Annotated in this window: 22 protein-coding genes and 2 tRNA genes; 16 read left to right on the forward strand and 8 right to left on the reverse strand. The window is 54.1% G+C overall.

Annotated elements, in window-relative coordinates:
• Positions 1-5: 5 nt before the first annotated feature.
• The 6 genes from HC757_RS15325 to HC757_RS15350 all read right to left on the reverse strand — a co-directional run bounded on the left by HC757_RS15325 (position 6) and on the right by HC757_RS15350 (position 4,563).
• Entirely contained in the window at positions 6-488 is a 483-nt protein-coding gene (locus HC757_RS15325) for a hypothetical protein (protein ID WP_169565257.1), read from the reverse strand.
• The gene (locus HC757_RS15330) at positions 485-1,354 is read right to left on the reverse strand and encodes an FAD:protein FMN transferase (protein ID WP_169565258.1); all 870 of its coding nucleotides are present in this window, start codon (positions 1,352-1,354) and stop codon (positions 485-487) included. The genes HC757_RS15325 and HC757_RS15330 overlap by 4 nt, the downstream gene beginning before the upstream one ends.
• Positions 1,351-1,905, reverse strand: a complete 555-nt coding sequence (locus tag HC757_RS15335; RefSeq protein ID WP_169565259.1) for an FMN-binding protein — start codon at positions 1,903-1,905, stop codon at positions 1,351-1,353. Before HC757_RS15335 ends, HC757_RS15330 begins: the two co-directional genes overlap by 4 nt.
• A gap of 95 nt (positions 1,906-2,000) precedes the next feature.
• Positions 2,001-2,909, reverse strand: a complete 909-nt coding sequence (locus HC757_RS15340; RefSeq protein WP_169565260.1) for a DUF6662 family protein — start codon at positions 2,907-2,909, stop codon at positions 2,001-2,003.
• Positions 2,910-3,102: 193 nt separating this feature from the next.
• The gene (locus HC757_RS15345; RefSeq protein WP_169565261.1) at positions 3,103-3,531 is read right to left on the reverse strand and encodes a hypothetical protein; all 429 of its coding nucleotides are present in this window, start codon (positions 3,529-3,531) and stop codon (positions 3,103-3,105) included.
• Between the two features lie 162 nt (positions 3,532-3,693).
• Complete coding sequence (locus tag HC757_RS15350; RefSeq protein ID WP_169565262.1) at positions 3,694-4,563, reverse strand: DMT family transporter; 870 nt, start codon at positions 4,561-4,563, stop codon at positions 3,694-3,696.
• Positions 4,564-5,056: 493 nt separating this feature from the next.
• Here HC757_RS15350 and greA point away from each other — a divergent pair, with 493 nt between their 5' ends.
• Positions 5,057-5,533: a transcription elongation factor GreA gene (gene greA / locus HC757_RS15355; protein ID WP_169565263.1), complete on the forward strand. Its 477-nt coding sequence runs from the start codon at positions 5,057-5,059 to the stop codon at positions 5,531-5,533.
• A gap of 100 nt (positions 5,534-5,633) precedes the next feature.
• On the opposite strand, the gene yhbY is transcribed toward greA, so the two are convergent.
• Positions 5,634-5,933, reverse strand: coding sequence for a ribosome assembly RNA-binding protein YhbY (yhbY, locus tag HC757_RS15360; RefSeq protein ID WP_169565264.1), 300 nt, complete (start codon positions 5,931-5,933; stop codon positions 5,634-5,636).
• 90 nt (positions 5,934-6,023) lie between these two features.
• Between yhbY and rlmE the strand changes: the two genes are divergently transcribed.
• From rlmE to rpsO, 14 genes are all read left to right on the forward strand, one after another.
• On the forward strand, positions 6,024-6,653 hold the full coding sequence (rlmE, locus tag HC757_RS15365) for a 23S rRNA (uridine(2552)-2'-O)-methyltransferase RlmE (protein ID WP_169565265.1): 630 nt from the start codon (positions 6,024-6,026) through the stop codon (positions 6,651-6,653).
• 30 nt (positions 6,654-6,683) lie between these two features.
• Complete coding sequence (gene ftsH, locus HC757_RS15370) at positions 6,684-8,651, forward strand: ATP-dependent zinc metalloprotease FtsH (protein WP_169565266.1); 1,968 nt, start codon at positions 6,684-6,686, stop codon at positions 8,649-8,651.
• A gap of 59 nt (positions 8,652-8,710) precedes the next feature.
• Positions 8,711-9,544: a dihydropteroate synthase gene (folP, locus tag HC757_RS15375; protein ID WP_169565267.1), complete on the forward strand. Its 834-nt coding sequence runs from the start codon at positions 8,711-8,713 to the stop codon at positions 9,542-9,544.
• Between the two features lie 75 nt (positions 9,545-9,619).
• Positions 9,620-10,957: a phosphoglucosamine mutase gene (gene glmM / locus HC757_RS15380; protein WP_169565268.1), complete on the forward strand. Its 1,338-nt coding sequence runs from the start codon at positions 9,620-9,622 to the stop codon at positions 10,955-10,957.
• A 190-nt stretch (positions 10,958-11,147) separates the two neighbouring features.
• Entirely contained in the window at positions 11,148-11,930 is a 783-nt protein-coding gene (gene tpiA, locus HC757_RS15385) for a triose-phosphate isomerase (RefSeq protein WP_169565269.1), read from the forward strand.
• 1 nt (position 11,931) lies between these two features.
• The gene (gene secG / locus HC757_RS15390; RefSeq protein WP_169565270.1) at positions 11,932-12,264 is read left to right on the forward strand and encodes a preprotein translocase subunit SecG; all 333 of its coding nucleotides are present in this window, start codon (positions 11,932-11,934) and stop codon (positions 12,262-12,264) included.
• A gap of 11 nt (positions 12,265-12,275) precedes the next feature.
• Positions 12,276-12,362 (forward strand) — tRNA-Leu (locus HC757_RS15395).
• Between the two features lie 83 nt (positions 12,363-12,445).
• A tRNA-Met gene (locus HC757_RS15400) sits at positions 12,446-12,522 on the forward strand.
• A gap of 177 nt (positions 12,523-12,699) precedes the next feature.
• A complete protein-coding gene (gene rimP / locus HC757_RS15405) occupies positions 12,700-13,155 on the forward strand; it encodes a ribosome maturation factor RimP (RefSeq protein ID WP_169565271.1) in 456 nt (151 codons plus the stop codon).
• Between the two features lie 29 nt (positions 13,156-13,184).
• On the forward strand, positions 13,185-14,684 hold the full coding sequence (gene nusA / locus HC757_RS15410) for a transcription termination factor NusA (protein WP_169565272.1): 1,500 nt from the start codon (positions 13,185-13,187) through the stop codon (positions 14,682-14,684).
• A 25-nt stretch (positions 14,685-14,709) separates the two neighbouring features.
• Complete coding sequence (gene infB, locus HC757_RS15415) at positions 14,710-17,346, forward strand: translation initiation factor IF-2 (RefSeq protein WP_169565273.1); 2,637 nt, start codon at positions 14,710-14,712, stop codon at positions 17,344-17,346.
• Between the two features lie 64 nt (positions 17,347-17,410).
• Positions 17,411-17,860: a 30S ribosome-binding factor RbfA gene (gene rbfA, locus HC757_RS15420; protein WP_244623573.1), complete on the forward strand. Its 450-nt coding sequence runs from the start codon at positions 17,411-17,413 to the stop codon at positions 17,858-17,860.
• Complete coding sequence (gene truB / locus HC757_RS15425) at positions 17,860-18,813, forward strand: tRNA pseudouridine(55) synthase TruB (protein ID WP_169565274.1); 954 nt, start codon at positions 17,860-17,862, stop codon at positions 18,811-18,813. Before rbfA ends, truB begins: the two co-directional genes overlap by 1 nt.
• Before the next feature lie 107 nt (positions 18,814-18,920).
• Positions 18,921-19,190, forward strand: a complete 270-nt coding sequence (rpsO, locus tag HC757_RS15430; RefSeq protein WP_169565275.1) for a 30S ribosomal protein S15 — start codon at positions 18,921-18,923, stop codon at positions 19,188-19,190.
• 600 nt (positions 19,191-19,790) lie between these two features.
• Here rpsO and HC757_RS15435 read toward each other — a convergent pair.
• Positions 19,791-21,827, reverse strand: coding sequence for a putative bifunctional diguanylate cyclase/phosphodiesterase (locus HC757_RS15435; protein ID WP_169565276.1), 2,037 nt, complete (start codon positions 21,825-21,827; stop codon positions 19,791-19,793).
• Positions 21,828-22,022: 195 nt separating this feature from the next.
• On the opposite strand from HC757_RS15435, the gene pnp reads away from it, so the two are divergent.
• The gene (gene pnp / locus HC757_RS15440) at positions 22,023-24,122 is read left to right on the forward strand and encodes a polyribonucleotide nucleotidyltransferase (protein ID WP_169565277.1); all 2,100 of its coding nucleotides are present in this window, start codon (positions 22,023-22,025) and stop codon (positions 24,120-24,122) included.
• The last annotated feature ends 148 nt before the right edge of the window (positions 24,123-24,270 follow it).

Here is a 24,270-nt window from a genome sequence, read left to right on the forward strand (position 1 = left end):
CTTAGCTATCGGCCGTGCCTATGACGGTGATGGCGCCCATGCCCCTGGGCCAGGCGCAGCCGACGACCATGATAGTAATGCCAGAGAAAACCACAGAACAGGGTCAGGCCCAAGCCGCTGTGGAGCAGGCTGGCGAGGAGCTGACCCTGCTCGGATCCCAGGTAATACAGACCTATGCCGCTCAATGCCAACAGCAGCAGGCTGAAGGACATCAGCAGGCCGCTGTGGTGATTATTCCGCTTGCGCCAGCCGGCACGGATATGGCTATGCCAGAGTGCGCCCAGCAGCATCAGCAGCAGCCAGCCGAAGAAGACATGCATGACGACGGCCGGCAGGCGCAAGCCTGGCGCCAGCTCGACGCCCGGATCCCATTGCAGCTTGAACTCCAGCACCCAAGGCAACATGAAGAGCCCTGTGAGGGTGGCCGTCGCCGTGGCGGTGATGATCAGCCAAAAGAACCAGTTCGGGTAGCCACTCAGTCGTCTCATAAAATTGTTCGTTCATCTTGGTTAAAGCCGAGGATTTTACCCCCTAAGGCGGCGATTCGGCCAGTGCAATCCGCATCCGTCAGGTAGCTTGCGACCTTGGTCAGGGCATCGGCCCGCCAGGCGAAACGGGCGGCCACGCTGACGATCCGCTCGGGAGCCTGCTCTGCACTATGGGGGCAGGCGGCAGGCGCTGGCATTGCTGCCTCCCCCGTGGGGAGCAGCAGGGCGGGATAGTCAGGGTCCAGCGTCAATGACACCCTGGAGCTTGCCAGCGCCATCTTGTTGATCTGCAGCGCCCGGCTCATGCCCTGAGCGTTGCGTTGCTGCACCGCCAGGGAGGCACTGCCAAACACCTTGAGATCGCCACCGGCATTGACCCAACCGCCGGCCAGGCCCGCCTTCTTCAACTCGGTCACGGCCACGTCGACGGCATACCCCTTGGCAATGCCGTCCAGGGTGACGGCGATTGGCCGCAGCAGCTTGGCGCTGCCATGCCCCAAGGCGATATCCTGCCATGTGCCCTGGGGCAGCACTGGGTGGGAGATATGCCCGGGCAAGGCGCGGCGGTGGATCAGCTCGCCGCCGACGGTGCAGTTGAACCTGTTGTCACTGGCCTTGCCCATCGCCTTGGCGAGGCGCAACACCCTCAGGGCGTCCGGGCTCATGGGCTGCCACCGACCCGGGTTGGCGTTGAGGCGGGACAGCTCGCTGTCGCCGTCATGGAAACTCAGGCTGCGGCCTATGGCGGCGATGCGTGCGAACGCCGCGGCCATGGCCAGATTGACCTCGGCATCATCCTGCGATGGCTTGGCTAGGGCGGCTATCTCGACCAAGGTGCCGAGCAGGGGGCGGGCGCGGCGGATCAAGAGATTGAGTCTTGTGCCAGAAAGAGTTTATGTATCGCCAGCAGGCGCTTAACCCCGTCGAGCAGATTACGACAGCTCAGGGTCGCACCGCTGATGTTGCTGACGTCATTATCCAGCTTGAAGGGATCCTTGAGGGTCTTGCCTTTGAACTGTTGCCGCCAGGCGGCATCACGCACCTGCCCACCATGGGTCTCACGGTAGCTGAGGATTTCCATGCTCAGCACTTCGCCTGCCGGGCTGATGCCTACGGCATAGGTGATGTATTCATGTTTGCCGACCACATCGTCGACGATAAACCAGCCGAGGAATTTCCCTTCCTGTTCGACCCGCCAGATGGGTTGCTTATCATGACGCTGGCGCACACCGGCGAGATCTTTAATCTGATCTTTGGCGTCACTGGTCAGCAGCTTGCCTTGATCGGTAAATTGGGCGCCGGCGGGGAAGATCAGGGCCTGTGCCTGGGGGATTGTCAGGTAGTCGGCGGCAAATGCCGGTGCCGTGACCACGGCCATGGGCATGAACCAGAGGCTATTCCAATAGTGATGAGACATAGCTGTTCCTATCGAGTATAGGTTGGAATTAAAGGCAAACGCCGGCTGAACTGAAACGAGTCAGTTAGCCGGCGTCCCTGCGCAATTCAGGAAAGTTAGAAGTTGAATGCCACTTTCAATCTGACTTCCTGCTCGGTTTTTTCGATCAAATGCAGGCCGGTATCGGCCTGACCTTCGTATTGCTCACCGCCGCCGCTCAGCTGTGGCAACCAGGTCAGGGTCGCCCACCATTGTTGGCTGCCGTAATGCAATGAAGGACCGGCGAAGACAGACCAACGCTCCTGACCCACTTCGGTTTCGAATTCGGTTTCAAACAGCACTTCGGCGCTCACGAACCAGTTGGGGGCGAAGCGGTAGCTCAGGCCCGTACCCAGCTTGAGTTCGATTTCCATTTCGGGATCTGTTGGCCAGTCGAAGTCTTCCGGCAGGTTATCTATGGCGGCGCGATCGGCATAGGTGGCTTCTGTGCCTATGTTGCCCACCCAGACCAGCTCGCCTTCGAGCATATACTTCTGGGTTTGCAGGCCCAGATCCAGTGACAATGTGTCCTTGTCTTCGCCCGAGTGCTTATCCAGCCAGTCGTAGTCCAGGGAAACGGACGCCGACAGGCCTATGTCATCTTTGGCCGGGCTGAGGAACATATAGCTCAGGCCAAGCTCGGCACCCGAGGTCTTGAAGCCTATGTCTTTCTCTTCGGGCAGATAGCCGTCGACGATCAGGCCTTCATTCTTGAGCGACATGAATTTGAAGGAACCGGAAACGGAGAACTTGTCCGTGGAGCCGTATTCGACTTCGGTTTCATAGTCTATGCCCCTGTAGGTGCCCTGGCCCTTGTCATCACGCAGGGTGACTTTCTGGTAAACTTCCATCGCCCCCTGTGGCAAGGCTTCTGCGCCTTTGACATAACCGAATAAATCTTCACCTGCAATGGCACTATGGCTCAAACCAGAGGTAACGAGTGCCAGGGTGACCAGGCTGAAAGAATGACGAACTAGTGGTCCCATTTAAACAAATCTCCAAACTGCTGTTTACATAATGGGGCGGATTCTAAGCAATCGGATGCACTAATGCAAATCATTATCATTAGTGTTTTTTGATTTTTTGGCTGTGCCGAGGGAAGCCGGAGAGCTTATGTAAATTAACCAATGGCTTACATCTTTAAATCGCCATCATTTTCTCAGGCCAAGGGGTCGTTGGCTAGAGGGTAAGGAGCAGAATGGCACAATAGAGGCAAAGGAGCAGCACTATTGACGTCAGGCAGCGGCGCCGAAAGCGCAGGCCATCGGCGTTGAGCAGACTGGGGAAGAGCATGAAATTCAGTGGATTGAAGAGGGTTTGATAGCAGAAGATGCCAATCCCGGGATTGCGGCCACGGTAAATCATCTTGGCGAAGTAGAACATGAACCTGAATAACAGCACTGGAAAGCTGATATAGATGAGCAGGGTCAGGGTCAGTTCGATCGAGACGCCCAGGTCAGTCATGCTCAGCATCCGCCCCTTTTGCCAGACTTCGGCCAGGCTGTTGGAAAACCACAGCAGCATGCCGAATGTCATCAACAGGGAAAATGCCAGAAATAAGAGGGCATAGCGGAGTAATCTATACCAGTTGAATGTGATAGTTTGCATCTCAGGTTCGGCCCCACGTTCAAGCAACCAGAGGGAAGGCCGGCATGGAGTCCATATTGAAGGCCTTTATCAGCGCTAGCGTCGTGGGGTTGCGGTGCATCCTTCAACGAATATCCACAGTCCTGCCTTATAAATTTAGAGCATTCCCGACGAAAGGTAAGCTTAAACGGGACATTTTTGCGCCGCCTGCCTATGGCCTAAATAGCCTTGCAGCATACCCGCCAGAATGATCAGGCTGCATCCGAACAGTTGCACTTCATTCAGGGTTTCGGCAAACAGCCACCAGGCAAATACCACGACCGCCACGGGTTCGACATAGGCCAGGGTACCGAAGGTCGCTGCCGGAAGGTGGCGCAATGCCTTGACGGCAAACAGGATGGCGATAAAGCCGGGCAACACCCCTATGGCGACCAGCCAGCCGGCCTGAGTCAGGCTAGGCTGCAGCGGATGCTGGATGACCAGTGGCAGCATGCATAAGGCACCGACCGAGAGTTGCACCAAGGTGCTCTGGTAGGGCGTGCTCTGGCTGGGTTTGCGGTTTATCAGCATGAATCCGCTGTAGCTCAACAGGGCCAACAGGGCATACAGATAACCGCTGGTTACATTCGCGTTGCCGCCGTCCGAGGCCGACTGTGGCAACATGAGCGCGAAACCTGCCAGTGCCAGGACGATAGTCAGGCCACTGGCCTTCGCCAGCTTCTCCCCCAGGAAACAGTGGGCAATGACGGCAGTCAGTGGCGGTGCCAGATAGATGAGCATCACAGCGTTGGCCATGTTGATGTACTGAATGGCTTCAACATAGAAGGCCATGAAACCGGCCAGCATCACGCCATTGAGCAGGGTGCGCTTGCTCGGTCTATGGCGTATTTGGTGTGCCTTGCCCGTCATTGCCATATAGCTCGCCAGGCAACATGCGCCGAGCAAGAGGCGGTAGAAGGTGATGTGCTCCGCGGGTAGGGCGGCATACTTGGCCAGTACGCCTATGGTGCCCATGAAAATGGCGGATAACAGGGCCAACAGGATGAAAGGCATGATGCTTGCTCACAATTAGGCTTGACTCGGGATGGACTGGTTTTTGGCTTTTGGTTCGGCCTTTCGGTTCATCGTAGGGCCGTACTGCGCCTATGCTAACTCAAGGCAGATGCCAACAGAAGCCGGCAAAGGTAAAATAGTCGGCCCGAGCAGGCTGGTTGCCGGAACTTGGCTGGTGCAAGGATACTGCCGCCTGGGGACGGCGGAAAATTTGCCAGGGCCTCTGGTAACTGAGACGCTGCTTGGTTAAGCTGTAGCTGGCATCCGAGGGGTGTATCCGCTGCGCACTCGGGGTAGAATAGCTGTCTCGAGCTGCCCGGCCAGTGCCTTGCATTGGGCCGAGGCATTCGCGGGTTTACACAGCTCGGGTTGCTATATCACCGACGCTTGTCTGCAGTTGGCATGAATTTGGGTATAATCCACACGATTTTTTTACTCTGTTGGCCCTGATGCCGGCGGGGAAGCTTTTGTTTTAAAGGAGACGAAAGAAGTTATGACTAAGGTTCCTATGACAGTTGTTGGTGCTGAGCAACTGCGTAAAGAGTTGGATATTCTCAAATTTGAGCGTCGCCCTAAAATCACCGAAGCGATCGCCTCGGCCCGTGAACTTGGGGATCTCAAGGAGAATGCCGAGTATCATGCGGCGCGGGAAGAGCAGGGGATCTGCGAGGCGCGTATTCGCGATATCGAAGGCAAGCTGTCGAACGCCCAAATCATAGATGTGACCAAGATGGTCAACAGTGGTCGCATCATCTTCGGTGCCACTGTGACTATTCTGAATTTGGATACCGAGGTCGAAGTCACCTACCGCATAGTGGGCGATGATGAAGCCAACATCAAAGAGAACCTGATTTCGGTCAACTCGCCCATCGCCCGGGGTTTGGTCGGTAAGAATCTGGACGATGAAGTGTCGATCACCACGCCGGGTGGTTTGACTGATTACGAGATCACTGCGGTCGAATATCGTTAGTTCCCCTGCCTGCTTCTATGGCATGAGCCAATAAAAAGCCACCCCGAGGGTGGCTGTTTATTTTGTCTGCTTGTCTGGCTGAGGCCAGAGCCGGAGAGCCTTACTTTGCCTTGGGTAAGGCAATCTTCATCTCTACCGACTGACGGTAAAGCACCAGCACATGACCTATCAGCTGCACCTTGGCGGCCTGGGTTTCACGTACTATGGCGTCTACTATGGCGTTTTTCATCTCTCTGTCGCTGGAGGCAACTTTCACTTTAATCAGTTCATGATGTGTGAGCGCGCTATCGATTTCAGCTAGTACACCTTCAGTCAGACCATTGGCACCAAGCAGCACCACTGGCTTTAAATTGTGCGCCAGACCTTTTAAATGCTGTTTTTGTTTGGTTGTTAAGTTCATTTCTACCAACTTTTGCTGAGTTACTGTTGAAAAGCGGCTATTCTACCCCTATATAGCCCTTGTGTAACTCTCATTTGTTGCGGATTTTAAATGTCAGCTAAAAAACGTACGGCCAGTTCCACCCGTTGGATGCAGGAACACTTTGATGATCATTATGTCAAACTCGCACAGAAACGGGGATTGCGTTCGCGCGCTGCGTTTAAATTGGAAGAAATTCAGCAAAAAGATTTGTTGATCCGCTCGGGTATGACTGTGGTCGATCTCGGCGCCGCCCCAGGCGGTTGGTCCCAGGTGGCGGTCAAGCTGGTGGGTGACAAGGGCAAGGTTATCGCCTGTGATATTCTGCCCATGGATCCCATCGTAGGTGTCGATTTCTTGCAGGGCGACTTTCGTGAAGATAAAGTACTGGATGCCTTGTTGACCCGGGTCGGCGAGGCCAAGGTGGATGTGGTGTTGTCCGATATGGCACCCAATATGAGCGGTTCCGATGGTGTCGATCAACCCCGCGCCATGTACTTGGTGGAATTGGCGCTGGACATGTGTCATCAGGTATTGGCACCCAACGGCAGTTTTGCGGTTAAGGTCTTTCAGGGGGAGGGCTTTGACGACTATATGAAAGCGGTTAAAGAAGCTTTCAAAACCGTTAAAACACGTAAACCTGATTCCTCGCGTGCGCGCTCGCGGGAAGTCTATCTTGTGGCGACTGGGTACAAGTTGTAGTACCCTAGCCTTAATAATCGCAAGACTTTAATGAGGTCGAGTAATTTGAGTGACATGGCTAAAAATCTAATACTCTGGGTCGTCATCGCAGTGGTGCTGATGTCGGTGTTCCAGGGTTACTCCCCGTCTTCTACGTCATCGCAGAAGATGGAATATTCTACTTTCCTAGACAATGTCCGTGACGGTCAGATTGCCAAGGTAGTGGTCAAGAGTGATGAACGCACCATAGAAGGGACCAAGCGTACCGGTGAGAAGTTCACTACTATCATGCCCATCTACGATAAAGATTTGATCAACGATCTCAATCGTCAGCAGATAGATTTCGATGGCCAGGAAACCGAAGAGTCGGGATTCCTGACCCAGATCTTCATTTCCTGGTTCCCTATGTTGTTGCTCATAGGTGTGTGGATCTTCTTTATGCGCCAGATGCAGGGCGGTGGCGGTAAAGGCGCCATGTCCTTTGGCAAGAGCAAGGCCAAGCTGATGAGTGAAGATCAGATCAAGACCACCTTCGTCGACGTCGCCGGTTGCGATGAGGCCAAGGAAGAAGTCAAAGAGCTGGTGGATTACCTGCGTGACCCGACCAAGTTCCAGAAACTGGGTGGCCGTATTCCGACCGGTGTACTCATGGTTGGCCCTCCGGGTACGGGTAAGACACTGCTGGCCAAGGCTATTGCCGGCGAATCCAAGGTGCCTTTCTTCACCATCTCGGGCTCAGACTTTGTCGAAATGTTTGTCGGTGTCGGTGCCTCCCGGGTACGTGACATGTTCGAGCAGGCGAAAAAATCCGCCCCTTGCATCATCTTCATCGATGAAATTGATGCCGTCGGTCGCCAACGCGGTGCCGGCTTAGGCGGTGGTCACGACGAGCGTGAACAAACCCTGAACCAGCTGCTGGTGGAGATGGACGGCTTCGAAGGTAACGAAGGTGTGATCGTGATTGCGGCCACCAACAGACCCGACGTGCTGGATTCTGCCTTACTGCGCCCCGGTCGTTTCGACCGTCAGGTGGTGGTGGGACTGCCGGATGTCCGCGGCCGTGAGCAGATTTTGAAAGTCCATATGCGTAAGGTGCCCTTGTCGGATGACGTCAAGGCCAGTGTGATTGCCCGTGGTACCCCAGGGTTCTCGGGTGCGGACCTGGCCAACCTGGTCAACGAAGCCGCGCTGTTTGCCGCCCGTGGTAACCGCCGCGTGGTGGGGATGGAAGAATTCGAACGCGCCAAGGACAAGATCATGATGGGCGCCGAGCGCCGCTCCATGGTGATGTCCGAAGCCGAGAAGGAAATGACTGCCTATCATGAAGCGGGTCATGCCATCGTGGGCTGCATGGTACCGGAGCACGATCCCGTGCATAAGGTCACCATCATCCCCCGTGGTCGTGCCCTCGGGGTGACCTTCTTCCTGCCGGAAGCCGATTCCATCAGTCAGAGCCGTCGTAAATTGGAGAGTCAGATCTCTGTGGCCTATGGTGGCCGTATTGCCGAGGAATTGATCTTCGGTACCGAGCGAGTCTCCACCGGCGCATCCCAGGACATCAAGTATGCCACTTCCATCGCCCGCAACATGGTGACTCAGTGGGGCTTCTCCGACAAGCTGGGACCCTTGCTGTATGCCGAAGAAGACGGTGAAGTCTTCCTGGGCCGCAGCATGGGTAAGGCCAAGCATATGTCCGACGATACCGCCAGCATCATAGACACAGAAGTCAAGGTCTTCATCGACAAGAACTACGACAGGGCCAAGCAGATACTGACAGATAATCTGGATATTCTGCATGCCATGAAGGATGCCCTGATGAAGTACGAGACCATAGATGCGCTGCAAATCGATGATCTCATGCATCGCCGTGAAGTGCGTCAACCTGTCGATTGGAACCTGGATGAAAATGGTGATTCCAACCGCGGTGACAAAGGCGGTAAGCCTGAGGCGCAAGCGGGTGAAGATGAACCCAAAGTGGATGTCGAACTTAAAGACATAGATGAATCACCGGCTAAATAATTGTTTGATTTGAAAAAGAAAGCCCCGAAAGGGGTTTTCTTGTTTGCGGGAGTAATAACGTGTTTGAGTTGATTGCTGCAAATAAGCGGTTGTCGTTGGCGTCCCCCCTGGTCATGGGCATAGTCAATGTTACCCCGGACTCTTTCTCCGATGGCGGCGACTATGCGGCGTTCGATGCCGCTTGCCGCCATGTAGACCTCTTGGTGAGTCAGGGCGCGGCCTTCATAGACATAGGAGGGGAATCGACTCGTCCCGGGGCTGCGGAAGTGAGCCTGGCGGAGGAGTTGGAGCGGGTTATCCCTCTGGTCGAATATGTGGCCGCACACCACCCAGTGTGGATTTCGGTCGATACCAGCAAGCCAGAGGTGATGGCTGCTGCCGTCGCCGCCGGCGCCCATATGATTAACGATGTCAGGGCACTGCAACAGCCTGGGGCCTTGGCCATGGCGGCCGAGCTCGGGGTGCCTGTCTGCCTGATGCATATGCAGGGACAGCCCGACAGCATGCAACAGGCACCCGAGTATCTGGATGTGGTTACCGAGGTGAAGGCGTTTCTAAGCGAACGGGTGCAGGCTTGCCTCGATGCGGGTATCCAGCGCTCGCAGCTGGTCATAGATCCCGGCTTCGGCTTCGGCAAGAGCCTGGCACACAACTATGAGCTGCTGGCCAGGCTGGGGGAGTTTGCCGTGCTCGGGTTGCCGCTCCTGGTCGGTTTATCGCGCAAGAGCATGCTGGGCAATCTCTTGCATAGGCCGACTAAGGAGCGCTTGGCCGGCAGTTTGGCCGGCGCTATGCTGGCGGCTCAGCAGGGAGCACACATCATTCGGGTACACGATGTGGCCGAAACCCAGGATGTGCTCAAGGTCTTGCAAACGGTACGGAATATAAAATAAGCATACTGAGTTCAGCTCAGATTAGGTTAATGTGAGTACAGTGCCCCCATAGGGTATTGTGTGATGGAGTTAAGCGTGAAACAAAGAAAATTCTTCGGTACAGATGGGATTCGCGGCAAGGTAGGTTCAGGGAAAATGACTCCCGAACTGGCATTGAAACTGGGTTGGGCGGCGGGACGCGTCTTGTCCAGAACCGGCACCAAGAAGGTCATCATAGGGAAAGACACCCGCATCTCAGGCTATCTGTTCGAATCGGCACTCGAGGCCGGCTTGTCTGCCGCTGGCCTGAATGTGATGTTGATGGGACCCATGCCGACCCCGGCCGTGGCCTACCTGACCCGCACCTTCCGCGCCGAAGCCGGGGTGGTGATCAGCGCCTCCCACAACCCCTATTATGACAACGGTATCAAGTTTTTCTCCACCGACGGCAGCAAACTCGATGACGACATAGAGTTGGAAATTGAAGCCGAACTGGAAAAACCTCTGGTGTGTGTCGAATCCCACCTGCTGGGGAAAGTATCACGCATCGAAGATGCGGCCGGCCGTTACATCGAATATTGCAAGGGGAATTTCCCCGCAGATCAGACGCTGACCGGCTTGAAGATAGTGGTCGATTGCGCCAATGGTGCGACCTACCACATAGCGCCCAATGTGTTCCGTGAACTGGGCGCCGAGGTGATTGCCATAGGCGATAAGCCCAATGGCTTGAACATCAACGATAACGTTGGTGCCACCTCCATGGGCAAGATCTGTGAGACTGTGGTCGCCGAGGGGGCCGACTTGGGTATCGCCTTGGACGGCGACGGCGATCGCATCATGATGGTCAACAGCAGGGGGGAAGTGATAGACGGGGATCAGATCCTCTACATCCTCGCCTGCGATGCCAAGAAACGCGGCATCTTACGCGGTGGCGTGGTAGGCACCCTGATGTCGAATCTGGGCCTGGACCTGGCGCTGCAGGCGCTGGATATCCCCTTCAGCCGCTCCAAGGTGGGCGACCGCTATGTGATGGAGCAGTTGAAAGCCCAGGACTGGCGCATAGGCGGCGAGAATTCGGGTCACATACTCAACCTGGATCACGGCACCACGGGTGATGGCATAGTGGCGGGCATCCTGGTGCTGGCGGCCATGCGTCGCCAGAATGCGACCCTGGATGAATTGACTGCGGACATGACCATGCTGCCTCAGGTATTGGTCAACGTGCGCTTCGAAGGCAAGCATGATCCTCTGACATCGGAAAAAGTGCTGGCGGCCCAGTCCTTGGTCGAGTCGCAGCTCGGCGCCCGTGGCCGGGTACTGCTGCGCAAGTCGGGTACCGAACCTTTGATCCGCGTCATGGTCGAGGGTGAAGTTCACGCCGACGTCTTGGCGCACGCCAACGCCATTGCCGAGGCGGTCAAGGCGGCGTTTTAAGCCGCTTACCGTCAGGCTCGTTTGGGATAACGGCTAAAAATTAGTACTTTAGCCGTTTAAATGACCCGAAGGCTGGGTCGAAGGGTAAAAAACAAGCATTCCGACGCGATATCGTAAATATTCGGCATTTAGCTATTGTAACTTCATAAGTGGTTCGCTATTATTCACGCCGCTTTCAGAGGAGACAGTGATGGCACTCAGACGTCCTATGGTTGCTGGCAATTGGAAGATGAACGGCAGTGTGGCCTTGGCCAAAGAGTTGTTCGGTAAATTTGCCACTAAGCTCCAAAATGATTCTGCGGAAGTGGTTTTATGCCCGCCTTCTATATACCTGGAAAGCGTCAGGCAACTGCTGGAAGCCAACAAGGAAGCCTTGGAAGGTTCCCTTGTCAGGATAGGCGCCCAGAACTTGAGTCAACATGACTTCGGTGCCTATACGGGTGAAGTTTCCGGTCAGATGCTAAAAGATTCAGGATGTCGGTATGTGATTATCGGCCATTCGGAACGTCGCCGTATGTACGGAGAGACGAGTAATATAGTAGCGGAGAAGTTTGCCGCTGCACAAAAACATGGACTCACACCGATACTCTGTGTCGGTGAATCAGGTCCGGCCCGAGAGGCGAGACGCACCTTCGAGGTGATCGCAGAAGAGCTGGACATAGTGATTGAGAAAAACGGTACCATGGCTTTTGATAACGCCATTATCGCCTACGAGCCATTATGGGCTGTAGGGACAGGTAAGAGCGCTACACCAGAGCAGGCCCAGGAAGTACATGCGTTTATACGCAAACGCCTCTCTGAAGTGTCTCCGTTTATCGGAGAGAATGTCAGGATACTCTACGGTGGCAGTGTGACCCCGAGTAATGCGGCAGACTTGTTTGCCCAACCCGATGTTGATGGTGGACTGATTGGCGGTGCCAGCTTGAACTCGAGTGAGTTCTTAAGTTTATGTACCATAGCGATGAGCGCATGATATGTATGAAGTTCTGATAGTTATTTACTTGTTGGTTGCCTTGGGTCTGATTGGTCTGATCCTCATCCAGCAAGGCAAGGGAGCAGACATGGGGGCCTCTTTCGGCGCCGGTGCATCTGGTACTCTGTTCGGTTCGAGTGGTTCAGGTAACTTTCTTACCCGTAGCACTGCAGTGTTGGCAATTGCGTTTTTCGTTCTCAGCCTGGTTATCGGCAACCTGAGCGCAAACCACACTAAGCAAGAAGATCAATGGAAAGATTTAGGTTCGGCTGAGCAGGTCTCTGACCAGGCTCCAGCAAAAACCGAAAAGTCAGATACGAAAATACCTGACTAGTAAAAGGTGTCGCCGAGGTGGCGAAATTGGTAGACGCGCAGCCTTGAGGTGGCTGTGACCTAACGGTCGTGCGGGTTCAAGTCCCGCTCTCGGCACCAAAATATAACCGATAGAGACGAGATAAGTTCTTTGTGGGTTATTGCAAGCAATGACAATAGTCAATATACTTGCACACAGTTGACGCGGGGTGGAGCAGTTTGGTAGCTCGTCGGGCTCATAACCCGAAGGTCGTCGGTTCAAATCCGGCCCCCGCAACCAGCTCCAAGCAATGAATAATGTTTTGAATTCATTGCTGTTTACAGGTTCTTGAACATAATGACCTCGTGATTACGGGGTTTTTTGTTATCTGGGACTTTTAAATGTGTCGTAGTCGTCATAGGTTACGACAGGGTAATGGGGCTATTAAGCCCTTTTTTGTTTTTTTGGGGGTCCTATTTGGCAACGTTAGAATTCAGACTGGCAGAAATGCTGAGAGTCCCGGTGGAAGCTTTGGGTTTTGAGCTTTGGGGCATAGAATATGTTCAGGCTGGTAAGCATTCCATTCTGAGGGTTTTTATCGACAGTGAAAATGGCATCAATATCGAAGATTGCGCCAATACCAGTCGTCAGGTCAGTGCTGTTCTCGATGTTGAAGACCCCATTTCTACCGAATATACATTAGAAGTCTCTTCGCCTGGTGTCGACAGACCCTTGTTTACCGCCGAGCAATACGCGGCCTATGTAGGCGAAGATGTAAAAGTTCAGCTGACTATGCCGGTTGCTGGTAGTCGCAATTTAAAAGGTGCCATTCTCAAGGTTGATGGGCAGATGCTCACACTGAAGGTGGATGGTAAAGAGTTGGTTGTCGCGCTGGATAATATCCGTAAAGGCAACTTGCTCGCTAAGTTTTGATGGTTTCAAGGTGAACGAGGCAAGACGAGATGAATAAAGAGATTCTGCTAGTCGCTGAGGCGGTTTCAAACGAAAAAGCCGTTCCACGCGAGAAAATTTTTGAGGCGCTGGAAATAGCGCTGGCCACGGCAACCAAGAAGAAATACGAAGGCGATATCGATGTACGTGTCGCCATAGATCGTAAAACCGGTAGCTATGAGACCTTCCGTCGCTGGATGGTGGTTGAAGATGCCGGTGAGGCGTTGGAAAACCCTTACCGTGAAATCACCTTGGAAGCCGCGCGTTTTGAAAACCCGGACATTCAGCCGGGCGAGTTTATCGAAGATGATATCGAGTCTGTGGTTTTCGACCGCATCACCACTCAAACTGCCAAGCAAGTCATAGTGCAGAAGGTGCGTGAAGCAGAACGTGCCCAGATAGTCGAGCAGTTCAAGGACAAAGAAGGCGAGCTGATCACAGGTATCGTCAAGAAGGGCACCCGTGACAGCGTGGTGGTCGATTTGGGCAACAACGCCGATGGCGTGCTATTTCGCGAAGATCTGATTTCCCGCGAATCTTTCCGCCCAGGGGATCGCGTGCGTGCCTTCCTGTATTCGGTTCGTCCCGAGGCCCGCGGTGCTCAGTTGTTCCTGACCCGTACCAAGCCTGAGATGTTGATCGAGCTGTTCCGTGTCGAAGTGCCGGAAATTGCCGATGAGATGATCGAAATCATGGGCGCCGCCCGTGATCCAGGTGCCCGTGCCAAGATAGCCGTTAAGTCGAACGATCGCCGCATAGATCCTATCGGCGCCTGCGTCGGCATGCGTGGTGCACGTGTACAGGCAGTATCGAATGAATTGGGCGGTGAGCGGGTCGATATCGTGCTGTGGGATGATAATCCGGCACAATATGTGATCAACGCCATGGCGCCGGCCGACGTGGCTTCCATCATAGTGGATGAAGATAACCACTCCATGGATATCGCGGTCGAAGCCGACAGCCTGGCCCAGGCCATTGGCCGTAACGGCCAGAATGTGCGTCTGGCCACTCAGCTGACCGGCTGGGAACTGAACGTAATGACAGTGGAAGACATGAATAGCAAGCACCAGGCCGAAAGTGCCAAGGTGGTTGACCTGTTCAGTGCTTCTCTGGATGTCGATGAAGATTTTGCACAGGTATTGGCGGACGAAGGCTTTACATCGCTGGAAGAAATCGCCTATGTACCTGCCTCTGAATTATTGGCGATTGAAGGTTTCGACGAAGATCTCGTTGAAACCCTGCGTGAGCGTGCTAAGGCGGCGATCTCGACTCGAGCTCTCGCATCCGAAGAAGCACTGGATGGTGTAGAGCCAAGTGATGATTTATTGGCACTGGAAGGTCTGGAAAGACACTTAGCCTATGTTCTTGCGAGCAAAGGCGTGGTGACTTTGGAAGATTTGGCTGAACAAGGCATTGATGATTTGATCGAAATTGAAGAATTGACAGAAGAAAAAGCAGGTGAGCTCATCATGGCAGCCCGCAATATCTGTTGGTTTGGCGAAGAAGCATAAGTCGATCAACAGGGGGATTTAACTGATGGCAGATACGACCGTAGAGAAGCTGGCCACGGAAGTGGGTAAAAGTGTTGAACGTTTGATTGAGCAGTTCTCTCAGGCTGGAATTAACAAGAAGCAAGCAGACACAGTGTCTGAAACTGAAAAGCAGCAACTGCTGGACTTCTTGAAGAAACAACATGGTGGCGAGAATGCGCCAACCAAGATGACCTTACAGCGCAAGACTGTTTCGACCCTGAGTGTTGCCGGCAGCGGCGGCCAGGCGAAAGACGTCAAGGTTGAAGTGCGTAAGAAACGTACCTTCATCAAGCGTGATGGCAACGAAGCCGTGCTGAAGGCCGAAGAAGAAGCCAAGGCACAAGCGGAAGCCGCCGCCAAGGCCAAGGCAGAAGCCGATGCCGCAGCAGCCAAGGCCGCCGCCGAGGCGAAAGCCAAAGCCGATGCCGAAGCCAAGGCGAAGGCCGCTGCCGCTAAAGCCGCAGCCGAGCCTAAAGTCGCGAAAGACCTTTCTCCTGAAGCCGAAGCGGCCAGACTGGAAGCCGAGCGTATCAAGGCGGCTCAGGAAGAAGTGGCTAAGCGTAAGCAAGATGAAGAAGCGGCCAAAGCGGCTGAAACGGCCCGTCAACTGGCCGAAGAAAACTCCAAGCGCTGGGCCGAAGAAGAGCGTTTGCGTTTGGAAGCCGAGAAGAATGGCGATCATCACATCACTACCTCTAAAGTTGCCCGTGCAGCCGAAGATACCTCAGATGCCGATGAAGAAAAACGTGGTCGTCGTGCCCGTAATAAGAGCACTGCCAAGAAGCGTGGTGGTAAGGATGCCCGTGACGGTCGCGAAAGACACATGCGTAACCGCAGCACTGCGCCCGAGTCCATGGCACATGGCTTCAACAAGCCGGTTGCCGCGGTAAACCGCGATATTCGTATCGGCGAGACGGTAACTGTGGCCGAACTGGCACAGAAGATGGCGGTCAAGGCCACCGAAATCATCAAACAGATGATGAAGATGGGCTCCATGGTCACTATCAACCAAGTGCTGGATCAAGAAACGGCACAACTGGTAGCCGAAGAGCTGGGCCATAAGGTGGTACTGCTGCGTGAAAACGAGCTGGAACATCAGGTACTGCAAGATCGTGATGAAGACGTCAAGTTAGAGTCACGTGCGCCCGTGGTCACCATCATGGGTCACGTCGACCATGGTAAGACTTCACTGCTCGATTACATACGCCGTGCCAAAGTGGCTGCCGGCGAAGCTGGTGGTATTACCCAGCACATAGGTGCATACCATGTCGAAACCGACAATGGCATGATCACCTTCCTGGATACCCCGGGGCACGCCGCATTTACTTCAATGCGTGCCCGTGGTGCCAAGGCGACCGATATCGTTGTCTTGGTGGTGGCTGCCGATGACGGCGTGATGCCGCAAACCATAGAAGCTATCCAGCATGCCAAGGCGGGTAACGTACCTTTGATCGTTGCCGTCAACAAGATGGATAAGCCCGAAGCCGATATCGAGCGCGTCAAGAGCGAACTGTCTCAGCATGGCGTCATGTCGGAAGACTGGGGCGGCGATAACATGTTCGCCTTCGTTTCTGCCAAGACGGGTGAAGGTGTCGACGAGTTGCTCGAAGGCATCTTGCTGCAAGCCGAAGTACTGGAATTGAAAGCGGTACGTGACGGCATGGCGGCCGGTGTGGTGATCGAGTCACAACTGGACAAGGGCCGTGGTCCGGTAGCGACCATCCTGGTTCAGGAAGGCACGCTGCGTCAGGGCGATATCGTGCTCTGTGGTCTGGAGTACGGCAAGATCCGTGCGATGAAAGACGAGAACGGCAAGGCCATCACAGAAGCGGGTCCTTCATTCCCGGTCGAGATCCTAGGTCTGTCGGGCGTGCCTTCTGCCGGTGATGAAGCGACAGTGGTGCGTGACGAGCGTAAGGCGCGTGAAGTGGCTTTGTATCGTCAAGGCAAGTTCCGCGACGTCAAGCTGGCGCGTCAGCAGAAATCCAAGCTGGAAAACATGTTTGCCAACATGGAAGAAGGTGAAGTACAAGAGCTGAATATCGTACTGAAAGCGGACGTACAAGGTTCACTGGAAGCGATTTGTGATTCGCTCATGGGTCTGTCTACCGACGAAGTGAAAGTCAACATCATCGCCCGTGGCGTAGGTGCACTGACCGAAACCGACGCGACTCTGGCCGCCGCATCCAACGCCATCATGGTTGGTTTCAACGTCCGTGCCGATGCACAGGCGCGTAAGACCATAGAAAATGAGAGCGTGGATCTGCGTTACTACAGCGTCATCTATAATCTGATTGATGAAGTCAGAGCGGCGATGACAGGCATGCTGGCTCCTGAGTTCAAGCAACAGATCATAGGTCTGGCCGAAGTACGGGATGTGTTCAAGTCGCCTAAGATAGGCGCTATCGCAGGCTGTATGGTGACCGAAGGTACCATCAAGCGTAGCGCGCCTATCCGGGTACTGCGTGATAACGTGGTTATCTACGAAGGTGAACTCGAATCACTGCGTCGCTTCAAAGACGATGTCAGCGAAGTTCGCAATGGCATGGAATGTGGTATCGGTGTGAAGAACTACAATGATGTTCGTGTAGGCGATCAGATTGAGGTCTTCGAAACCATCGAAGTGGCCCGTACCCTGTAACAACCAAGAGGGCGGCATTAGCCGCCCTTGTTGATTTTATGACTCCAGCTATGGCAAGAATATTATGGCTAAAGAATTCAGTCGTACCCGTCGCATAGCGCAACAACTCCAGCAAGAGCTGGCTGTGATATTGCAGCGCGACATGAAAGATCCCCGCATCGGCTTTGTGACTGTGAATGACGTCGACGTCTCACGGGATCTCAGCTATGCCAAAGTCTTTGTCACCTTCTTCGAAGAAGACAAGGATGTGGTTGAACAGAAGTTGGCGGCCTTGACTGCCGCTGCGCCTTATGTCCGCACCCTGGTGGCTGGGCGGATGAAGCTGCGCGTCATGCCGGAACTGAGGTTTGTCTATGACAGCTCCCTGGTGGAAGGTATGCGCATGTCTAACCTGGTAAGCCAAGTGATCACCCAGGATAAGGCCAAGCAGAAAGCGTTCGGCAGTGAAGAGCCTGAGGCGGACCCGGCCTCAAAATCAGAGCCAGATACACCCGACTCGGAAGAGGGGGTTTAATGGCGCGTCGTCCCAAGGGCCGTTTCATCGACGGCATAGTGTTATTGGATAAAGCGACAGGCATGAGTTCCAACTTTGCTCTGCAGAGAGTGAAGCGCTTGTTCAATGCCGCCAAGGCCGGGCATACGGGCGCGCTCGATCCCCTGGCGACCGGCATGCTGCCCGTGTGTCTGGGAGAAGCGACCAAGTTCTCCCAGCATCTCCTGGATGCCGATAAACGTTACCTGGTGACGGCCAAGCTGGGTCAGCGCACGGATACCAGCGACTCAGACGGTGAAGTGGTCCAGACCCGGACCGTCGATTTCAGCGAGGCACAGCTGCTCGAGGCACTGGAGCATTTTCGCGGCGATACCCAGCAGGTACCGTCCATGTACTCGGCGCTCAAGTATCAGGGCCAGCCCTTGTATAAGTACGCCCGCGAAGGCAAGACGGTTCCCCGGGAAGCGCGGCCGATCACAGTATTCGAGCTGAACTTCATCGGCCTGGAAGGCGATGAGTTGACCCTGGACATACATTGCTCCAAGGGCACCTATATACGCACCATCATAGACGACTTGGGGGAAATGCTCGGCTGCGGCGCCCATGTCATCATGCTGCGCCGGACTCAGGTAGCGGCTTATCCTTACGATAAGATGGTGACCCTGGAACAGCTCGAAGCCCTGGTGGCGCAAGCGGCCGAGACTCAGGTGGAGCCCTGGAGCCTGCTCGATCCTCTGCTGTTGCCCATGGATACGGCGGTTGCCAATTTCGCCGAGATCAATCTGCCACAGGCGGTTGCCCCTTATCTGATGCAGGGCCAGGCGGTACAGGCCACCGGACTCAAGCCGGACGAATTAGTGCGCATCACCATAGGTGAGCAACACCAGTTTGTCGGTATCGGCGCCATGAATGAGGATGGCCTGCTGGCACCCAAACGCCTGGTCGTCCTGCATGGCGGGCCAGCGCCGGCATAAGCCATGGCCTGCTGGTTGCGCTAGGGACCGATAATGGGTAAAATAGCGCGCCCTCCGGCTGAGTTAGTGATCGGCTGGAGATACTTTATATTATTTTGGAGAAAACCATGTCACTAAGTACTGAAGCAAAAGCAAAAATCCTGGCTGAATTTGGCCGTGGCGAAAACGACTCAGGTTCAACTGAAGTTCAGGTTGCTCTGCTGACTGCACAAATCAACCACCTTCAAGGTCACTTTAAAGAGCACATCCATGATCACCACTCACGTCGTGGTTTGTTACGTATGGTTAGCGCACGTCGTAAATTGACTGCTTACCTGAAGCGTACCGACAATGATCGTTACACTGCTCTGATCCAGAAGTTAGGTCTGCGTCGTTAATTCGACACTTACCGTAAAACAGGAGGCCTAGGCCTCCTTTTTTATTGCCCGATTTTTGTATGGCACTATTGGTATTGGTAATGGCAGTGATAGCAATGTGATGGCAGGTCGTTGCCGGCAGTGTAGTTCGAGTTCGGCCATAGCCGTAAATTGACTGGCTCTCCTTGGCCCAAAGCCTACCGACAATGCTGGTTACACTGCTCTGATCCAGAAGTTAGGTCTGCGTCGTTAATTCGACACTCACCGTAAAACAGGAGGCCTCCTTTTTTATTGCCCGATTTTTGTATGGCACTATTGGTATTGGTATTGGTATTGGTATTGGTATTGGTATTGGCAGTGATAGCAATGTGATGGCAGGTCGTTGCCGGCAGTGTAGTTCGAGTTCGGCCATAGCCGTAAATTGACTGGCTCTCCTTGGCCCAAAGCCTACCGAGAGTGCTCGTTACACTGTTCTGATCCAGAAGTTAGGTCTGCGTCGTTAATTCGACATTTACCGTAAAACAGGAGGCCTAGGCCTCCTTTTTTATTGCCCGATTTTTGTATGGCCATGTGGCCTCTAGGCGCGCGGCAGCGGCGAACTCTTAGGCTAGGCAGGTCCCATCAGAGCAGCGAGACCTTGGTGTCGTGAGCCTGGATGTAGCGGCTTTCAAATTCGCTCAGCGGCAACGGCTGACTGAAATAAAACCCTTGGCCGATGGCGCAGTTATGGGCCTTGAGCCAGTCGAGTTGTTGCTCGTTCTCTATGCCCTCGGCGACTATGTTCAAGTTCAGTTGTTGCCCCAGCATCAGGATGGTGGCCGCTATGGCGCTGTCGCCGGGGAGATCCGAGACGAAGCCCCTGTCTATCTTCATGGTGGTGATGGGCAGGTGGCGCAGGTAGGACAATGAAGAGTAGCCGGTGCCGAAGTCATCGACGGCGATGCCGAAGCCGGCGGACTTGAGCTGTTGCAGCTTGTTGATCGCCAGTTCTATGTCATTGATCAAGGAGGTTTCGGTGATCTCGATTTCCAATAACTCCGGCGGGATCTGATAACGTAATGCCAGCTGTTTGATATCCGGTACCAGACTGGCATCGGCGAATTGCTGCGAGGCGACGTTGACGGCTATGGGGATGGCGTATTGGTATTTCTTTTGCCAATGCCTTATCACCTTGCAGCTCTCTTCTATGACCCAACGACCTATGGGGATGATGATCCCGGTTTCTTCGGCGACCGGAATGAAGGACATGGGGCTTATCAGCCGGCCTTCCTTCTGCCAACGGATCAGGGCCTCACAGCCTATGACCTTGCCTGTGTTTAAATCGAACTTAGGCTGAAAATGCAGCACAAATTCCTCGTTTTTGAGGGCGTCGTGCAGTGAGGCTTCGGTTCTGAGACGCACGGCGGCGCGCTCTGTCATCTGTTGTTTGAAGAAGGCCCATTGGTTCGAGCCCGAGGCCTTGGCGCTGTACATGGCGATATCAGCATGGCGGATCAGATCTTCGGCACAGTGGCCGTCTTCCGGGTAGATGGAAATGCCCACCGAGGCTGCCGGATGTATCGCATGTTCGTTGAGCTGGACCGGGGTATTGAGCTGAGAAAGTAACTTGTCGACGAAGTCTGCCGCCTGATCCGCTGTCTGTACTTCGTCTGCCAGTATGACAAATTCATCGCCGCCCAGGCGAGCGACCGAGCCTTGGTCGCCTACGACCCGTTCCAGGATGCGGGCGATGCGGGCGAGAAACTGATCGCCCAGGGCATGGCCGAGGGAGTCGTTGACGTTTTTAAATCTATCCAAGTCGATAAACAACAGGGCAAAGTTGCGTTTATGCAGCCGGGATTTTTGTATTGTGCTGGCCAGGGTTTCAAGCAGCAAGGCGCGGTTGGGCAGGCCTGTGAGGGGATCCCGGGTCGCCATTTTTCTCAGCTTGCTTTGGGTGCGACTGAACTGAATGAGGATCTGGTTGAATTTAGAGGTGACCAGGCCTAACTCATCGTCCTTGTGTGCCGTCGCCATGGGTAACAGGTTTTCATCCGGCGAGTCGGTATCTATCTTGTCTATGGCTTCACTGATCCTGGCTATGGGTTGGGTGAGGAAGCGATGAAACACCAGGGACAGCACCAAGGTCAGCAATAGGGCTCGCGCCAGGGTAGCCAGGAAACTCAAACGCAATTGGGAAAACAGGGTATCTGTCAGATCCTGGGTATCGTACCTCAGGGTGAGGGTGCCTATCTGTTGGTTGGCCTGGGTGCCCTCGAAGTAGGAGGGGCGGTATAACAGGTGAGAAACCGTTTCCAAATCGGCGAATAACCAGCGGCTCAGCAGGGTAAAAGGATGTGAATACTCGGCTTTGGGATTGCTGACAGCGACGAAGTCCGAGCCGTCATCCAGGATAATTTGGGCGGCGGCGAGATGTTCGACCTTGATGGCGCCCTGCAGTGTCTGTCTGGCGAGGTTGTCATCCAGCGCCCAAACTGCGTTGGCGGCCGGTTGTTCCACTGAACTCAGCAGTTCCTGTTGTTTCAGTATCAGTTGCTGTTTGGTCGAAATGACGACCAGGGCAATCTCGACCATGAAGACGACGATGGCGAAGAAGAGTGCGCTGAATACCACAAGGTGAGTCTGTTTCCAGGTTAATGACTTGAAACTCCCTGTCATAGGTTTGGCCCTTGCCGGCAATGTTTCATCATAGGGGAGCGATTCCGTGTCAAAGTTTATGGCAACTCACTGTTGTTATGTCCACTTTAGAGAAAAGAAGGATCTTTGTCATCATTATCTGCTCTTTATCTATGTATGCTTATTGCAGTATACTTACGCGCGTAATTTAAGGTCATTAATTAAGGAATGGGTCACGTGAATCCTATTGTAAAGAGTTTTGAGTATGGTCAACATACAGTCACCCTGGAAACAGGTGTAATCGCACGTCAAGCCGATGCTGCCGTTTTAGCCAGCATGGGCGACACGACAGTATTAGTGACAGTGGTCGGTAAGAAAGAAGCCGATCTGAGCCGTGATTTTTTCCCTCTGACTGTTAATTATCAGGAAAAAACCTACGCAGCAGGTAAGATCCCTGGTGGTTTCTTTAAGCGTGAAGGTCGTCCTTCTGAAGATGAAACGCTGATCGCACGCTTGATTGACCGTCCTATCCGTCCTCTTTTCCCTAATGGTTTCAAAAACGAAGTCCAGGTCATCATCACCGTGGTTTCTGTCGATCCTCAGATCGAGCCGGACATCATTTCCATGATAGGTACCTCGGCAGCTCTGGCTATCTCAGGTATTCCTTTCAGCGGTCCTCTGGGTGCCGCCCGCGTGGGTTATATCAATGGTGAATATGCCTTGAACCCAACGGTTGCACAGCTGGAAAGCAGCGAGTTGAACCTGGTCGTTGCCGGTACTGCCGGTGCGGTACTGATGGTTGAATCCGAAGCCAAAGCGCTGCCGGAAGAAATCATGCTGGGCGCCGTGGTCTATGGTCATGAGCAGCAACAGGTCGTGGTTAGCGCCATTGCCGAGTTCCAAGCCGAAGCCGGTAAGCCAACCTGGAACTGGTCAGCACCGACACAAGATCAAGACCTGGTCGCCAAGGTTAAAGCCCTGGCCGAGGAAGGCTTCACCGCCGCATACCAGATCATCGCCAAGCACGAGCGTCGTGATGCCGTCATCGAAGTCAAGAATGCCGCCATCGCCAAACTGGTTGAAGAAAACCCAAGCCTGGATCTACGTGAAGTCGACGGCCTGCTGGGTAGCCTGGAGAAGAAAGTCGTTCGTGGTCGCATCATACGTGGTGAGCCGCGTATCGACGGTCGTGAACCCGACATGATCCGTGCCCTGAGCGTATTGGCCGGCGTCTTGCCACGTACTCACGGCAGCTCTCTGTTCACTCGTGGTGAAACTCAGGCTTTGGTGACTTGTACCCTGGGTACAGAGCGTGATGCACAGAAGATCGACAGCATCATGGGCGAGCGCACCAACCGTTTCATGCTGCACTATAACTTCCCTCCATATTCTGTCGGTGAGACGGGTATGGTCGGTTCGCCCAAGCGTCGCGAAATAGGTCACGGCAAGCTGGCATGGCGTGGTATCAACGCGGTTATGCCATCGGCTGCCGAGTTCCCATACAGCATTCGTGTGGTATCTGAAATCACCGAATCCAACGGTTCAAGCTCCATGGCCTCTGTCTGTGGTACTTCACTGGCGCTGATGGATGCCGGTGTGCCTATCAAGACCTCTGTTGCCGGTATCGCCATGGGTCTGGTTAAAGAAGGCGATGATTTCGTCGTACTGTCTGACATCCTGGGTGACGAAGATCACCTGGGCGACATGGACTTCAAAGTGGCAGGTACCCGTGACGGCATCACTGCACTGCAGATGGATATCAAGATCGAAGGCATCACCAAAGAGATCATGGATATCGCACTGCAACAGGCCTATGGTGCCCGTGTGCATATTCTGAACGTGATGGATAAGGCGATCGGTTCACACCGTGACGATATCTCAGATCACGCTCCGCGTATCACCACTATCAAGATCAACCCTGAGAAGATCCGTGATGTTATCGGCAAAGGCGGCGCCGTTATCCGTGCTCTGACCGAAGAAACAGGTACTACTATCGAGCTGGATGACGACGGCACTGTGAAGATTGCTTCTTCAAACGGTGAAGCGACCAAGGAAGCCATACGTCGTATCGAAGAGATCACCTCAGAAGTCGAAGTGGGCCGTATCTACAATGGTAAGGTTATCCGCATCGTCGATTTCGGTGCTTTCGTTAACATTCTGCCGGGTAAAGATGGCTTGGTTCACATCTCGCAAATCAGCGATGAGCGTGTTGCCAACGTGTCGGATCACCTGGAACTGAACCAGGAAGTTGCCGTTAAGGTGATGGAAGTGGATCGCCAGGGCCGTGTCAGGTTGTCTATTAAAGAAGCGCAGACTAAAGAAGTCGCTGCCGAATAATTTAATAGGCTGATAAAAAAGGAGATCTTCGGATCTCCTTTTTTGTGCCCGTAATTTATGAATTGATCATTTATCGTGATTCGTCGATAGCCCTGCCGCAGTGGGGTTGCTATTATGGAATACAGTGGCATGACAGGCGCGTATGAAT

This window comes from Shewanella salipaludis, from assembly GCF_012911865.1.
GTDB lineage: Bacteria > Pseudomonadota > Gammaproteobacteria > Enterobacterales > Shewanellaceae > Shewanella > Shewanella salipaludis.